General features: G+C 64.2%; 13 protein-coding genes. 8 read left to right on the forward strand and 5 right to left on the reverse strand.

The window, feature by feature from the left end; genetic code table 11:
• Window positions 1-777 (reverse strand): type III pantothenate kinase, encoded by a 777-nt coding sequence (locus RQI28_RS16130; RefSeq protein WP_311222579.1) that lies wholly within the window; start codon window positions 775-777, stop codon window positions 1-3.
• 188 nt (window positions 778-965) lie between these two features.
• On the opposite strand from RQI28_RS16130, the gene lysM reads away from it, so the two are divergent.
• From lysM to RQI28_RS16170, 8 genes are all read left to right on the forward strand, one after another.
• On the forward strand, window positions 966-1,448 hold the full coding sequence (lysM, locus tag RQI28_RS16135; protein WP_311222580.1) for a peptidoglycan-binding protein LysM: 483 nt from the start codon (window positions 966-968) through the stop codon (window positions 1,446-1,448).
• 242 nt (window positions 1,449-1,690) lie between these two features.
• Window positions 1,691-3,163 (forward strand): UbiA family prenyltransferase, encoded by a 1,473-nt coding sequence (locus RQI28_RS16140; RefSeq protein ID WP_311222581.1) that lies wholly within the window; start codon window positions 1,691-1,693, stop codon window positions 3,161-3,163.
• Window positions 3,157-4,476 (forward strand): FAD-binding oxidoreductase, encoded by a 1,320-nt coding sequence (locus tag RQI28_RS16145; RefSeq protein WP_404976906.1) that lies wholly within the window; start codon window positions 3,157-3,159, stop codon window positions 4,474-4,476. Before RQI28_RS16140 ends, RQI28_RS16145 begins: the two co-directional genes overlap by 7 nt.
• A gap of 48 nt (window positions 4,477-4,524) precedes the next feature.
• Entirely contained in the window at window positions 4,525-5,289 is a 765-nt protein-coding gene (locus RQI28_RS16150) for an SDR family NAD(P)-dependent oxidoreductase (protein WP_311222583.1), read from the forward strand.
• A gap of 3 nt (window positions 5,290-5,292) precedes the next feature.
• Window positions 5,293-6,999, forward strand: coding sequence for a hypothetical protein (locus RQI28_RS16155; RefSeq protein ID WP_311222584.1), 1,707 nt, complete (start codon window positions 5,293-5,295; stop codon window positions 6,997-6,999).
• Between the two features lie 37 nt (window positions 7,000-7,036).
• A complete protein-coding gene (locus tag RQI28_RS16160) occupies window positions 7,037-7,975 on the forward strand; it encodes an NAD-dependent epimerase/dehydratase family protein (protein ID WP_311222585.1) in 939 nt (312 codons plus the stop codon).
• On the forward strand, window positions 7,975-9,315 hold the full coding sequence (locus tag RQI28_RS16165; protein WP_311222586.1) for an NAD(P)/FAD-dependent oxidoreductase: 1,341 nt from the start codon (window positions 7,975-7,977) through the stop codon (window positions 9,313-9,315). The genes RQI28_RS16160 and RQI28_RS16165 overlap by 1 nt, the downstream gene beginning before the upstream one ends.
• Window positions 9,316-9,323: 8 nt before the next feature.
• On the forward strand, window positions 9,324-9,734 hold the full coding sequence (locus RQI28_RS16170; RefSeq protein ID WP_311222587.1) for a GtrA family protein: 411 nt from the start codon (window positions 9,324-9,326) through the stop codon (window positions 9,732-9,734).
• Window positions 9,735-9,755: 21 nt separating this feature from the next.
• Here RQI28_RS16170 and RQI28_RS16175 read toward each other — a convergent pair whose 3' ends face one another.
• The 4 genes from RQI28_RS16175 to gmhB form a co-directional block, all read right to left on the reverse strand.
• Window positions 9,756-10,220: a rhodanese-like domain-containing protein gene (locus RQI28_RS16175; protein WP_311222588.1), complete on the reverse strand. Its 465-nt coding sequence runs from the start codon at window positions 10,218-10,220 to the stop codon at window positions 9,756-9,758.
• 75 nt (window positions 10,221-10,295) lie between these two features.
• Window positions 10,296-11,297, reverse strand: coding sequence for a SprT family zinc-dependent metalloprotease (locus RQI28_RS16180; RefSeq protein ID WP_311222589.1), 1,002 nt, complete (start codon window positions 11,295-11,297; stop codon window positions 10,296-10,298).
• Window positions 11,298-11,300: 3 nt separating this feature from the next.
• Window positions 11,301-12,080 carry a lysophospholipid acyltransferase family protein gene (locus RQI28_RS16185; RefSeq protein WP_311222590.1) on the reverse strand — a complete coding sequence of 260 codons (780 nt, stop codon included), beginning with the start codon at window positions 12,078-12,080 and terminating at the stop codon, window positions 11,301-11,303.
• 95 nt (window positions 12,081-12,175) lie between these two features.
• Complete coding sequence (gene gmhB, locus RQI28_RS16190) at window positions 12,176-12,787, reverse strand: D-glycero-beta-D-manno-heptose 1,7-bisphosphate 7-phosphatase (protein ID WP_311222591.1); 612 nt, start codon at window positions 12,785-12,787, stop codon at window positions 12,176-12,178.
• Between the last annotated feature and the right edge of the window lie 32 nt (window positions 12,788-12,819).

Below are 12,819 nucleotides of genomic sequence, written 5' to 3' on the forward strand. Positions count from 1 at the left end.
TCACGCAGGAACTTCGGCAAACCGGCGCGCTGCGATCTCCAGCAGTCCGTCGAAGATCAGGTTTTCAATGAGTTCGAAGGGTCGGGTCATGCTGGGGGCCATCTTCCAGCCCGCACCACCCGTCATCATGCACGCTGGTTCCTCGCCGCAATGCTGAATGACATGCTGCACCATACGCTCCACAGCGCCAGCAATCGCGTAGGTGCCGCCACTGGTCAGCGCATCGCTGGTGTTGGCGGGAAAGAGCCGGACCTCTCCGGTCGGCACGTGCAACCCCGCCGTTCCGGCCTCCAGAGCCCGCAGCATGATGCCGTGCCCCGGCAAGATCAGCCCCCCGAGGAACCTCCCCTCGGAATCGATGGCTTCGACCGTCACCGCAGTACCCACCATCACCACGATCAAAGGTCGCGCCCGCCCCCTGGCCAGCATGCGATGACGCGCGCCGATCATCGCCACCCACCGGTCCGACCCCAAACGAGAGGGATGGTCGTAGCCATTGACCAGGCCAGCCTCTTGCGCGGATGACACTACCCACTGGGCAGGTACATCCCACAGCTCCATCTGTTCGACTACTCGGCGCTTCACGGCGTCGCCAGCAACCACGCACCCCAACATGCGCGAGGGCGCAGGCAGCCCCGCCCACGCACCTTCCGCCAAGCGGTCGATGTGGTCCAGAAACTCTGCGCCGTGGGCTCGCACGGAAGCCATGGGATGCGGCGCGTCGAACAACGCCCATTTGAGGCGGGTGTTGCCAACATCTATGGCCAGGAAAGTCATGTGCGAATTATCACGAGTTTTACCCAGATGCCTGTCACCGAACGGCTCAGCCTAGCCCAAGCAGGGCATTCGCCAGCATCCCGCGCCCAAATGTTAAGAATTCCGGTTCGGCGCATCTTCCGACACCCACAGAGACAGGTGGCCGCTACAGTTCAAGGCTCTTTCAACACCATCAGAGGGCCGATGCCATGGGACTTTTTAATTTCATCAAGGAAGCTGGAGAGAAGCTGTTCGGCGGCAAGGATGCACAGGCGGCTCCCGCATCAGCACCTACGCAGGATGAACTCAATGCAAAAGCCAGCAAGGCGATTGAAACCTACATCGCATCGCAAAACCTGGGCACAGGCAACGTGCAGGTTGCATTCCAGGGGCCCGAAGGCAAGGTGACCGTGAAGGGTGATGCACCCACGCAGGCGGCCAAAGAAAAGGTCACGCTTTGCTGCGGCAACGTGGCTGGCGTCACCAGTGTGGACAATCAACTGGTCGTTACCAATCCGGAACCTGAGGCCCAGTATCACGACGTGGTGCGTGGCGATACCCTGTCGGCGATTGCCAAGAAGTTCTATGGCGATGCGAACAAATATCCGGCAATCTTTGAGGCCAACAAGCCCATGCTGTCTCACCCCGACAAGATTTATCCTGGCCAGAAGCTGCGTATTCCAGCGCTTTAATCGGAACAGGGGCGCCTTTGCGCCCCTCACGTTAACAACACGCCTGTAGCGTCTTATCGATGCGCAGGCGTTTTGCTTTGGCCGCGCTTTCGGTGCTCTGGTACAAGGCCAGCTCACTCAAGACGATCATTCACTCGATACCCAGGAACACGGCGAAAGCCCTGCATGGTTGGGCCGCAATTTACAATCCGCAGCCGCCCCGAACACACTCCGACACAATTTCTTGATTCCGAAAGCTTCCGTTGAACGCCTCCTCCGGCCACGCTCTGCCAGTCGATAACGCCATACCACTTATTGTGGATCTGGATGGAACGCTGATCCTGACAGACATGCTGCACGAGTCGTCGCTGCAGTTGGCGCGGACCAGTCCCTGGCTGTTGCTGCAGGCGCCCCTTTGGCTGGCAAAGGGAAAGGCGAGCTTCAAGAAAGAGATTTCCGACCGCACATCCATCAACCCGGCTTCACTGCCCTACAACCAACCGTTACTTGCCTGGTTACGTGAGCAAAAAGCGCAGGGGCGCACACTGGTGCTGTGTACCGCCTCTCACTCCGCTATAGCCAACTCCATTGCTGGTCATCTGGGTCTGTTTGACCATGTCATGGCCAGTGATGGAGCACTGAATCTTTCGGGTAGTCACAAGGCTGATAGCCTGGTAAAAATCTTTGGAATGCAGGGCTTTGACTACGCTGGCAATGCCTCGGTGGACATGGCTGTCTGGAAGGTGGCCCGCCAGGCCATTGTGGTGAACGCATCCAACGCGGTTGTAGCCAAGGCAAAGGCCCTGGGCAATGTGACTCAAGTGCTGCCAGCCGCCACATCTCAAAGTCGCATCTTGCTGTGGCTTCGCGCCACGCGTGTGCATCAATGGCTCAAGAACATGTTGCTTTTCGTGCCGTTGCTCGCGGCCCATGAGCTTCAGAATGTCGACGCCATCTTCACCCTGGTCCTCGCCTTCTTGGCTTGGGGTCTTTGTGCCTCTTCCGTGTACATCGCCAACGATCTGCTGGATCTGGAGAGCGATCGCGAGCATCCGCGCAAACGTCGTCGTCCGTTCGCAACAGGGCTGCTTCCGTCCTCACACGGTGTTCTGGCGGTACCGGTCCTCGCCGGGTTGAGCCTTTATCTGGCCGCACTGGTGGGGGGGCCGTTTCTGGCGTGGATGCTGGTCTATCTGGCGTTGACGTGGGCCTATTCACTTTCGCTCAAGCGCATCGCGCTGCTTGACTGCGTCACCCTCGCATTTCTCTACACGCTGCGCATCGTTGCCGGGTCGATGGCCGCCGATTTGCCCACATCGTTCTGGCTACTGGCATGTTCTGCCTTCCTGTTCCTGTCGCTTGCTTTCGTAAAACGGTATGCCGAACTGCTGGTACAGCGCGATGCCGGGAAGACCCAAGCCCACGGGCGGGGCTACTTGACGTCAGACGCCTCCATGGTGCAATCGCTGGGCGTTGCGGCAGCCTATACGGCTGTCGTAGTGCTGGCCCTCTATCTGAACAGCGCCACCGTGCTGCTGATGTACGACACGCCGGAACTCGTCTGGGCCACCGTCCCCATCCTGTGCTTCTGGGTCAGCCGGATGTGGCTGTGCGCTGCGCGTGGCGAGATGCATGACGATCCGCTGGTATTCGCATTCAAAGATCGCGTCAGCCTGGTGGCAGGCGGCCTTTTCTGCGCAGTTCTTCTGGCAGCCAGCGCCCGTTATCCATGGTAATCGCACGCTCCTGGGGGCGGCTGTCGCAAGACGCCCACACGCTCCGTCCTTTGTTGGACCACCCTCCTACTGCTCTGCCGCTGGCAGCAGGTGAACGCGGGTTGCCGCACGGCATGGGGCGCAGTTACGGAGACGTGGGCCTGAACCCTGGTGGAATTCTGTGGCTCACTGCGCTGCAGGATCGAATGATGTCGTGGGATGAAGCCACCGGCACCCTCACCTGTGAAGCTGGCGTACTGCTTCAGGACATACAACGCGTGTTCGTGCCACGAGGTTGGATGTTGCCAGTCACCCCCGGCACACAGATGGTCACGGTGGGCGGCGCCATCGCCAACGATGTGCATGGCAAGAATCACCACGTGCGGGGATCGTTTGGCGACCACGTGTACGCTCTTGAGTTGCTCCGCACGGACGGATCAACCATGAGTTGCGGTCCGCAGGAGCGCAGCGACTGGTTCTCGGCAACTGTCGGCGGCATGGGCCTGACCGGAGTAATTACCCAGGCCACCTTGCGCCTGGTGCGCATTCCCAGCGCTTGGCTGGACACCGAGACCATCCCTTATCAATCGCTGGACGCGTTTTTCGCGCTCGCGGATGCATCGGAATCCTACTGGGAGCACACGGTTTCCTGGATAGATTGCCTCTCCGCACGCGATGGCGGGCGTAACGTCCGTGGAATCTTTCTGCGAGCCAACATGGCTGCTGCCGATGCCAACGCTCCGGACGCGCCCCATCGGCACCGTCCACGGACCATACCGTTCGCTCCGCCCTTTTCGCTGGTGAACCGCGCCACTTTGCGGCCATTCAACGCGGCCTATTACCACTTGAACCGCCACCGGGCCGGACCAGCGCGACAACATTACGTTCCCTTTTTTTACCCGCTCGACAACCTGCAGGAGTGGAACCGCATCTACGGCCGCCCGGGCTTCTACCAGTACCAATGTGTGGTTCCACGCGCTTCGGGGCCGCAGGCCATCGCGGCGCTGCTGCGCGAGATCACCGCATCAGGGCAGGGATCATTTCTGGGGGTGCTGAAGACGTTCGGCAATCGCGAATCCGTCGGGATGATGAGCTTTCCACAGCCCGGCGTCACCCTGGCACTGGATTTCCCCAATCTCGGCAGCAAGACACTGCAGCTTTTCGACCGAATGGACAGCGTGGTGGCCGAAGCGGGCGGGCGCCTCTACTCGGCCAAGGACGCGCGCATGCCGCGAGCTCTGTTTGAAGCCGGCTATCCCAAGCTCGCGCAGTTCCTGCCGTTCCGCGACCCTGGCATCCAATCCGCCATGTCGCAGCGCCTGATGGGCTGGTGACGCAGCCCTCTTGCCCCCTCTCCACCTTCTTTGGCATTTGATTCCGACATGCAGAGCAATCCACCGTTCAACACCATCGTCATCGTAGGCGCCACTTCTCTCATCGCACAGCACTGCGCCCGGCAGTGGCTCCAGGCCGAGCCCACCAAACGTCTGGTGCTGGTGGGGCGCGATGCCCTCCGGCTGGAAGGCGTGGCCAATGACCTGCGTGTGCGCGCGCCGCGGGCGACGGTCGAGGTGGTGGAAGCCGACCTGACGCAGGCAGCATCTATCGAAGGCATGGTGCAGCATGTGCAATCGCTGTGCACTCCAGACGCTGTGCTGATCGCACATGGCGATTTGCCCGACCAGGCCCAGTGCCAGCAGCAATTGTTGCTGGCACAGGCGGCGCTCGTAGTGAATGGCCTGTCCCCCGCACTCTGCGCCGAAGGCTTCGCACGTTCGATGCAGTCCACCGGGCGCGGCACCATCGGCATCATCGGATCGGTCGCGGGCGACCGGGGACGCAAATCCAATTACGTCTACGGCGCCGCCAAGGGCCTTGTAGACCGTTATGCACAAGGCATGCAGCATCGATTTGCGGGGACTGGCGTCTCCGTGGTGCTGATCAAGCCGGGGCCGACCGACACCCCGATGACCGCCGCGCTCAAGGCGGGCGGAGCCAAACTGGCCAGCGTAGAGTCCGTCGCGGCCGCCGTCGTGGCAGGCATGCAGCGCGGCACCCCGGTGGTGTATGCCCCGGCCAAATGGGCACTGATCATGCTCGTGATCCGCAACCTGCCACGGGCCATCTTCAACAAGATGGACATCTGAGCGATGGCGCGACTGCTTTCGCGTTGGCCGCAATGGGCGGTGGCAGTACTGCTGCTGTATGGCGGCTGGTTTTTGCTGGCCACCGCCGTCGCAGCATGGCGTGCATACACGCCGGTACCGATCTGGGATATGTGGCATTCCATTGGGTTCCTGGCTTTTGTAAGCGAAGGCGCCGGATGGCCTGTGTGGTGGGAGCAGATGAACGAACACAGGATTGTTATCACCCGCGGTTTTTTTTGGGTTGACCAAGCCTGGTTCGGCGGCAGATTCCTCTTTCTCATCGCCATCAACTATTTGCTGGTGTTGGCTGCGGTGACAACGTTGCATGCCTACCTGCGCGCGCACGCAGGCCGCATGAATCCAGCCCTCATCCTTGGCTCGTTGGTGGTCATGGGCGCATGGCTGCTGTCATGGGTGCAGCAAGAAAACCTGACATGGGCGTTTCAAAGCCAGTTCTTTCTGGCGCAACTACTGCCACTGATCGGCTTCTACAGCCTCTACCGTTCGACGCAAGACAAAGCGCCGAAGGCCTGGTTTGCCGCAGCCTGTGCCATCGGCGTGCTCAGCATTGGCACCATGATCAACGGCATCATGGCGCTGCCTATGATGGTCCTGTACGCGACAGTGCTGCGTATGGGCTGGCGGCGCCTCACCATCTTGTTAGCACTGACCCTCGCCTGCCTTGCTGCCTACCTGTGGGACTACGTCTCACCCGTCGCGCACGGCAGTGTGCTGGGCACCTTGAAACAGAATCCCCTCGGCATGTTGCAGTACATGCTGCAGTACCTTGGCAGCCCCTTCCAGCTGATGGCGAAATCGCCCAGGCAGATGTGGATCGGACAGTGCTTTGGCGTGTTGTTTCTGGCCCTCACCCTGCGCCAGTTAGTGGCCGCGTTGCGTGTGCCCCGTGCGCATGCGCTAGAGCTGTCGCTATTGACCTTCATCGCCTATGTGGCAGGCATCGCTTTCGCCACGGCGGGCGGGCGGCTGGCCTTTGGATTGGAAAGCGCCCTGTCCAGCCGTTACACCACACCGACGATGATGGCCTGGACGGCGCTCGCCATTCTTTACTGGCCCACTCTCATTGCGTTGCGCGGCAAGGCCCGCGCGCTGGCGGTAACACTATTGGTCGTGCTGCTCGCGCTGATGATCGCAGTGCAGATGCGCGGCACCCGGCGCACCGATGTGCCCCACCTGCGCATGACCGCAGCCCTCGCCTTGCTGCTCGAGGTGCACGATGCACGGCGCACCGGCATGCTGATATGGGACGAAGGCTACGGCATTGTGCTGGCCCGAAGGGCGGTGCAGCACGGCATTGGCATCTTCGCCAAACCGCCCCTGGCAGGTGCTAACCAGGCGCTGGGCCAGCGCGACGCAATACCGCCCACCGCTTGCCGTGCAGTCATCGACTCCGTGAACCCCGTCCCGGAAGATCCCCGCTTCATGCTGGTCACCGGTGCCCTCCTGCCAGCCAACTCCACCGCCCCCGACTCGGTCCGGCTGCTGCAGCCGGACGGCACCGTCGCCGGCATCGGGCTGACCGACCGCTGGCGCAAGCGTCCGGTTGCTGGTGAAGGCTCCGAACGGCGCAAGCACCTGACCTTCACCGCCTACCTTCGCGCGACGCCGGCCACATTGCCCGCACCCATGGTGCTTACGGCTCCTGGCTCGGCCTGCTCCGTCCCCCTCACGCTGCCTGCGCCGCAATGAACCGCGCCGCAGCCCCGCTTATCGCATTGAACACGCCATGAACTCCCCCAAGATCCTTCTCCCCGGCGGCGCCGGCCTCGTCGGGCAGAACCTCGTCGCGCACCTGAAGCTCCACGGCTATCACAACCTCGTCGTACTCGACAAACACACCGCCAACCTCGCCATCCTGCGCGATATGCACCCCGACATCGTGGCCGAGCATGCCGACCTGGCCGAGCCCGGCGACTGGGAGCACCACTTTGAAGGCGCCGATGCCGTGGTCATGCTGCAGGCGCAGATCGGCGCGCCCCTGGTCGAGCCCTTCGTGCGCAACAACCTCACCTCGACCGAGCGCATCCTCGCGCTGATCCAGCGCCACCAGATCCCGCACACCGTGCACATCAGCTCGTCGGTGGTGGAATCGGTGGCGCAAGACCACTACACCGACACCAAGCGCGCGCAGGAAAAGATGGTGCTGGCCAGCGGCATTCCCTGCGTGGTGTTGCGGCCCACCCTGATGTTCGGCTGGTTCGACCGCAAACACCTGGGATGGCTGTCACGCTTCATGCGCAAAGTGCCGGTTTTCCCCATTCCCGGCAGCGGCCGGTACATGCGCCAGCCGCTCTATGCGGCCGACTTCTGCCGCATCATCGTGCGCTGCATCGAAGAACGCCGCGTGGGCGGCATCTTCAACATCACCGGGCTGGAGAAGGTCGACTACATCGACATCATCCGCACCATCAAGAACGCCACAGGTGCCAAGGCCGCCATCGTGAAGATCCCTTACGGGCTTTTCTATCTGCTGCTCAAGACCTGGGCGCTTTTCGACCGCGACCCGCCCTTCACCGCCGACCAATTGAAGGCGCTGGTGGCGCATGACGAATTCGAGGTAATCGACTGGCCAGGCATCTTTGGCGTGCGTGCCACACCGTTTGCTGAGGCCATTCACGAAACCTTCCACCACCCGGAGTACAGCCGCGTGGTGCTGGAGTTCTGATGAGCGCACAGCCTTCTTCCTCCTTCTCCCATCCTCAGCCGGGCCAAAGGATTGCGGTGCTGGGCGCCGGCCCCATGGGCCTGGCCGTGGCCTACCAGCTCGCGCGCGACGGGCATCGCCCCGTCATCTTCGAGGCCGACGACCGCGTCGGCGGCATGACGGCCATGTTCGACTTCGACGGTCTGCCCATCGAGCGCTACTACCATTTCCACTGCACGTCCGACACCGCCTTCCTGCAGGTGCTCGACGAGCTGGGCCTGGCGGACAAGATGCGCTGGCGCGAAACCCGCATGGGCTACTGGTACCAAAAGCAGTTGCAGGCCTGGGGCAACCCGGTGGCCTTGCTGCGCTTCAAGGGCCTGGGCCTGGTCGCCAAGTTTCGTTACGGACTGCACGCCTTCCTCTCCACCAAGCGCACCGACTGGAAGCCGCTGGATGGCGTGGAGGCCACCGGTTGGATCCGCCGCTGGGTGGGCCAGGAAGCCTACGACGTGCTCTGGCGCCGGCTCTTCGACTACAAGTTCTACGACTATGCCGACAACCTGTCGGCCGCCTGGATCTGGAGCCGCATTCGCCGCATCGGCCGCTCGCGCTACAGCCTGATGCGAGAGCAGCTCGGCCACCTGGAAGGCGGCTCGGCCACGCTGCTGGACGGCATGGCGGCCGACATCCGCGCGCACGGTGGCGAGATCCGCCTGTCCACGCCCGTCACGCAGGTGCGCATCGAAGGCGGCAGTGTGCAGGGTGTGGAAACAGCGCAGGGCTTCGAGGCCTTCGACAAGGTGATCAGCACCGTACCGCTGCCCTACGTGCCGCGCCTCATGCCAGGGCTGCCGGCCGACGTGCGCGAGCGCTTTGCTGCTTTGAAGAACATTGCCGTTGTCTGCGTGATCGTCAAGCTGCGCAAGCCGCTCACGGGCAACTTCTGGCTCAACGTGAACGACCCGGACATGGACATTCCGGGCCTGGTGGAATACAGCAACCTGCGCCCGCTGCCTGAATCCATCGTCTACGTGCCCTTCTACATGCCTGGCGAGCACCCGACCTACGCCGAGCCCGACCAGGCCTTCCTGGACAAGGTGCGGCGCTACCTGCGCACCATCAACCCCGATCTGCAGGACGGCGACTTCTTGGCCATGCGGGCCAGCCGCTACCGGCATGCGCAGCCGATCTGCCCGCCCAACTACCTGGACAGCCTGCCGCCGGTGGAACTGCCCGTGCGCGGCCTGTGGGTGGCCGACACCTCGTACTACTACCCCGAGGATCGCGGCATTTCCGAGAGCATCGGCTTCGGCCGCCAGATGGCACGGCAGGCTGCTGCATCGGCGCCCGCTGCCTGAAAAATCGCATGTTCGCCCTCTTCCGTTCGCGCCAGTTCGTGGCCTTCTTAGTCACGGGCGGGGTCGCCGCGTTGGCCAACTTCAGCGCCCGCATCGTGCTGAACCAGTGGATGCCGTTTTCATGGGCGGTGGTGCTGGCCTACGGTGTCGGCATGGTCACCGCGTTCTTGCTGGCGCGCGCCTTCGTGTTCACCGACAGCCGCCAGCAGACTCACAAGTCGGTGCTGTTCTTCGTGCTGGTCAACCTGGTGGCCGTGGCCCAGACTTGGGGCGTGAGCATGCTGCTGGCGCGCTATGTGTTGCCCGCGCTGGGCGTGGAGCGATTCGTGCACGAGATTGCCCACGCCGTGGGCGTGGTGGTGCCGGTCTTCACCAGCTACCTGGGCCACAAGCGCTGGTCGTTTGCCAGCCGCGACTAGGCAGCAGCCGGGCGATCTAGCTCACCCCTGCCGCCACGGCAGCCCGCGAAACCGCCAGCCGCCGCGCAGGTTGCGGTGGCCGTTCTCGTCGGCGTCGCCTTCGAAGCCTTCCAACACGTTATAGGCGCTGATGCCCAACTCGGCCGCGCGGCGCGCTGCCGCGACCGAGCGCACACCGCTGCGACACAGCAGCACGGCCTTGCCGCCGGGCGGCACCGCAGCCTGCAGGATGTCGTCGAAGGCCGGGTTGGGCACCATGCCCGGCCAGTGCTTCCAGGCAGCGGCGACCGCACCCGGCACGAAGCCGACCCAGTCGCGCTCTGCGTCGGTACGCACGTCGATCAGCACGGCCTCGCCGGACTGCACCCACTGCCAGGCCAGCTGCGGCGTGACGTCGCCGGCGTAGCCTTCGGCCGGGCGTGGTGCGTCCACTGCGGGGGCGGACGGGACGGAAGATGGGAATGAGGAATCGTTCGTCTGGGTCATGCGAGGCATTCTGTCAGAGGCTTTGCCCGCCATGGAAGCGTCATGGGCAAACCGCCCCCAAGCGCCAGCGCCGCGCTATTCCCAGAGCGGCGCCGGCTCATCGCGCAGCTGGTTGCGCAGGCCGGCGTAGTCGGGCATCACACTCGCCACCGTCTCCCAAAAACGCGGGCTGTGGTCCATCACGCGCAGGTGCGACAGCTCGTGCGCCACTACGTAGTCGATCACCGCCGGGCGGTAGTGCAGCAGCCGCCAGTTCAGGCGAATGGAGCCGTCGGCCTTGGCGCTGCCCCAGCGGGTTTCGGCGCTCGACAGGCGCAGGCTGGTCCAGCGCACGCCCAGCAGCGGCGCGAAGTGGTCGAGCCGGCGCATGAAGTGGCTGCGCGCGTCGCGCATCAGCCAGGCCTGCACGGCGTCGCGGATCTGCTGGGGCGTGGCGCTGCGCGATAGGCCGACGTGCAGCGTGCGTGCGGTTTTGGCCGATGAGGCGGGCGAGGCGCCCGCCGCGCCCTCCACCAGCGCCGCGCCCTTGCCGGTAAAGCCGTGCGTCGGGTCCAGCACCACCGTCAGCGGCTCGCCCAGGTACGGCAGCACGGCGCCGTCGCGCCAGACGATGCGGCCGCTCGCCTGCCGGTCTTGCCGCGCCTGGGCTTCGGCCAGCTTGCGCAGGATCCAGTCAGACTTTTCCTGCAGCGCCTGCTCGATGCTTGCGATGGTGACCCAGCCAGGCGCACGCACGGCCAAGCCGTCCGGGCCGACGGTAAAGCCAATGCTGCGTCGGCGCGCCCGCTGCAGTGCGTAGCCGATGAGCGCGTCGCCCAGCAGCACCTCGCGCTGGGCAAGGGGGTGGCGAAAGATGGCGGGCGTCAGCAGCGTGCCCAGGGGTGCGGGTGGCGGCGATGCGATCGGGCGTGCCGGCGAAGCAACAGGTTGATCTGCTACCAAATGAATAGCTGACTGCGCTTTTACATCGGGCGCTGGAGGCCGATTTGGCTTCAAACCTGGCGCGGCCTTCGCATCAGGCGCAGCCGGCGCACCGCTGCCCCACAGGTCCAGCGCCAGCTGCACCAGCCGCTGCATCGGTCAGCGCCCTGCCTCATCCATGCCCGCCACACCGGCGGCGCCGGGTCGGTAGGCATCCGGGTCCAGACGGCGCATCTCGGCTTCGATCCATTCCTCCACCTCGTGCATCAGCTCGTCGGGTTCGCGGCCGGTGGTGGGGATGACGCGGCCGATGGATACATCGACGATGCCGGGCCGCTTCACGAAGGCCTTGCGCGGCCAGACCTTGGCGGAGGTGACGGCGATCGGCACCACCGGCACGCCGGCTTCGATGGCCAGGCGTGCGCCGCCGCTCTTGTACTGCCCACGCTCGCCCCGCGCGGCGCGCGTGCCTTCGGGAAACATGATCACCCAGGTGCCCTGCGCCAGCAGCCGCCGCCCCTGCTGCAGCACCTTGCCGAAAGCCAGGGCGCGCTGGCCGCGGTCGATGTGGATCATGTCCAGGCTGCCGATGGACCAGCCGAAGAACGGAATGCGCAGCAGCTCCTTCTTGAACACGTAGGCCAGTGGGCGCGGCATGATCGCCGGCATCAGAAACGTCTCATAAGTGGACTGGTGCTTGACCAGCAGCACCACGCCCTGCGTTGGATCGGTGGGCAAGTTGTCCATGCCAGTCACGCGGGTGCGAATGCCGATGAAGACCCGCGCCGCGTCCACGCTCAGCTTGAGCCAGGCACGCGCGATGCGGTAGCGCGTGCGGCTGCTGGCGCCGAACACGCGCACCAGCAAAATCGCCAGCGTATAGGGCACCACCGTGGCGGTCATCCACAGCAGATGAACGAGTGATCTGAGGAAGGCCATGGTGGGTGGGTGCTGCCGTCTTGCGCCAGGGTTTAAGGTGTTTTAGGGCTCTAGCGCTTATCCATAAAGCGCGAGTAGCTACTATTTTTATAGCACTAGACGGCGACGCTCAATACACCGCCCGCATCGGGCGCGGGCCAGGGGCGGGTGGCGCCGGCGGCGTCCAGCAGCGTGTCGACCAGCACCGTCAGACTGGCGTGAAGCCGGCTGCCTGCGGGCCAGCCTTCTGGCAACGCCCCATCGGGTGACAGATCGGCCGCCCGCCCCGTGCACACGGCGTGCAGTTGTCGCGCCCCCATGGCGGCCGCCGCCTGCAGGTGGGCCGCGCAACTGCCGATGGCCAGCACGTCCGCACCCTCCACGCCATAGCGGTCGCGGATCTGCTCCATCAGCCCGGGCAAGGGCTTGCGGCAGGTGCAGGGTTCGCTGTCGGCGTGCGGGCAATAGAACACCGCGTCGATGCGCCCGCCCGCCGCCGCCATCTGCCGGTGCATCTTGGCGTGGATGGCGTTGAGCGCCAGCACGTCGAACAAACCCCGCCCCAGCCCCGGCTGGTTGGTGGCCACCACCACATGCCAGCCGGCCCGGTTCAGCCGGGCCACGGCCTCGAACGCACCGGGCACGGGCTCCCAGTCATCGGGCGAGGCGATGAAGTCCTCACCCAGGGCGTTGAGCGTGCCGTCACGGTCGAGGATGGCGATTTTCATGGCGCGGCGGGTGTGGTGTGAAAGGACGGAAA

It is taken from the genome of Acidovorax sp. WCS2018Noco2-16 (genome assembly GCF_031843945.1).
Taxonomy (GTDB): domain Bacteria; phylum Pseudomonadota; class Gammaproteobacteria; order Burkholderiales; family Burkholderiaceae_C; genus Paracidovorax.

Bases quoted from the DNA above. Each gene is read 5' to 3' on its own strand.
- RQI28_RS16185 (WP_311222590.1), bottom strand. From the start codon at position 12,080: ATGGCCTTCCTCAGATCACTCGTTCATCTGCTGTGGATGACCGCCACG.
- RQI28_RS16145 (WP_404976906.1), top strand. From the start codon at position 3,157: ATGGTAATCGCACGCTCCTGGGGGCGGCTGTCGCAAGACGCCCACACG.
- lysM (WP_311222580.1), top strand. From the start codon at position 966: ATGGGACTTTTTAATTTCATCAAGGAAGCTGGAGAGAAGCTGTTCGGC.
- RQI28_RS16175 (WP_311222588.1), bottom strand. From the start codon at position 10,220: ATGACCCAGACGAACGATTCCTCATTCCCATCTTCCGTCCCGTCCGCC.
- RQI28_RS16170 (WP_311222587.1), top strand. From the start codon at position 9,324: ATGTTCGCCCTCTTCCGTTCGCGCCAGTTCGTGGCCTTCTTAGTCACG.
- gmhB (WP_311222591.1), bottom strand. From the start codon at position 12,787: ATGAAAATCGCCATCCTCGACCGTGACGGCACGCTCAACGCCCTGGGT.
- RQI28_RS16130 (WP_311222579.1), bottom strand. From the start codon at position 777: ATGACTTTCCTGGCCATAGATGTTGGCAACACCCGCCTCAAATGGGCG.
- RQI28_RS16165 (WP_311222586.1), top strand. From the start codon at position 7,975: ATGAGCGCACAGCCTTCTTCCTCCTTCTCCCATCCTCAGCCGGGCCAA.
- RQI28_RS16180 (WP_311222589.1), bottom strand. From the start codon at position 11,297: ATGCAGCGGCTGGTGCAGCTGGCGCTGGACCTGTGGGGCAGCGGTGCG.
- RQI28_RS16160 (WP_311222585.1), top strand. From the start codon at position 7,037: ATGAACTCCCCCAAGATCCTTCTCCCCGGCGGCGCCGGCCTCGTCGGG.
- RQI28_RS16150 (WP_311222583.1), top strand. From the start codon at position 4,525: ATGCAGAGCAATCCACCGTTCAACACCATCGTCATCGTAGGCGCCACT.
- RQI28_RS16155 (WP_311222584.1), top strand. From the start codon at position 5,293: ATGGCGCGACTGCTTTCGCGTTGGCCGCAATGGGCGGTGGCAGTACTG.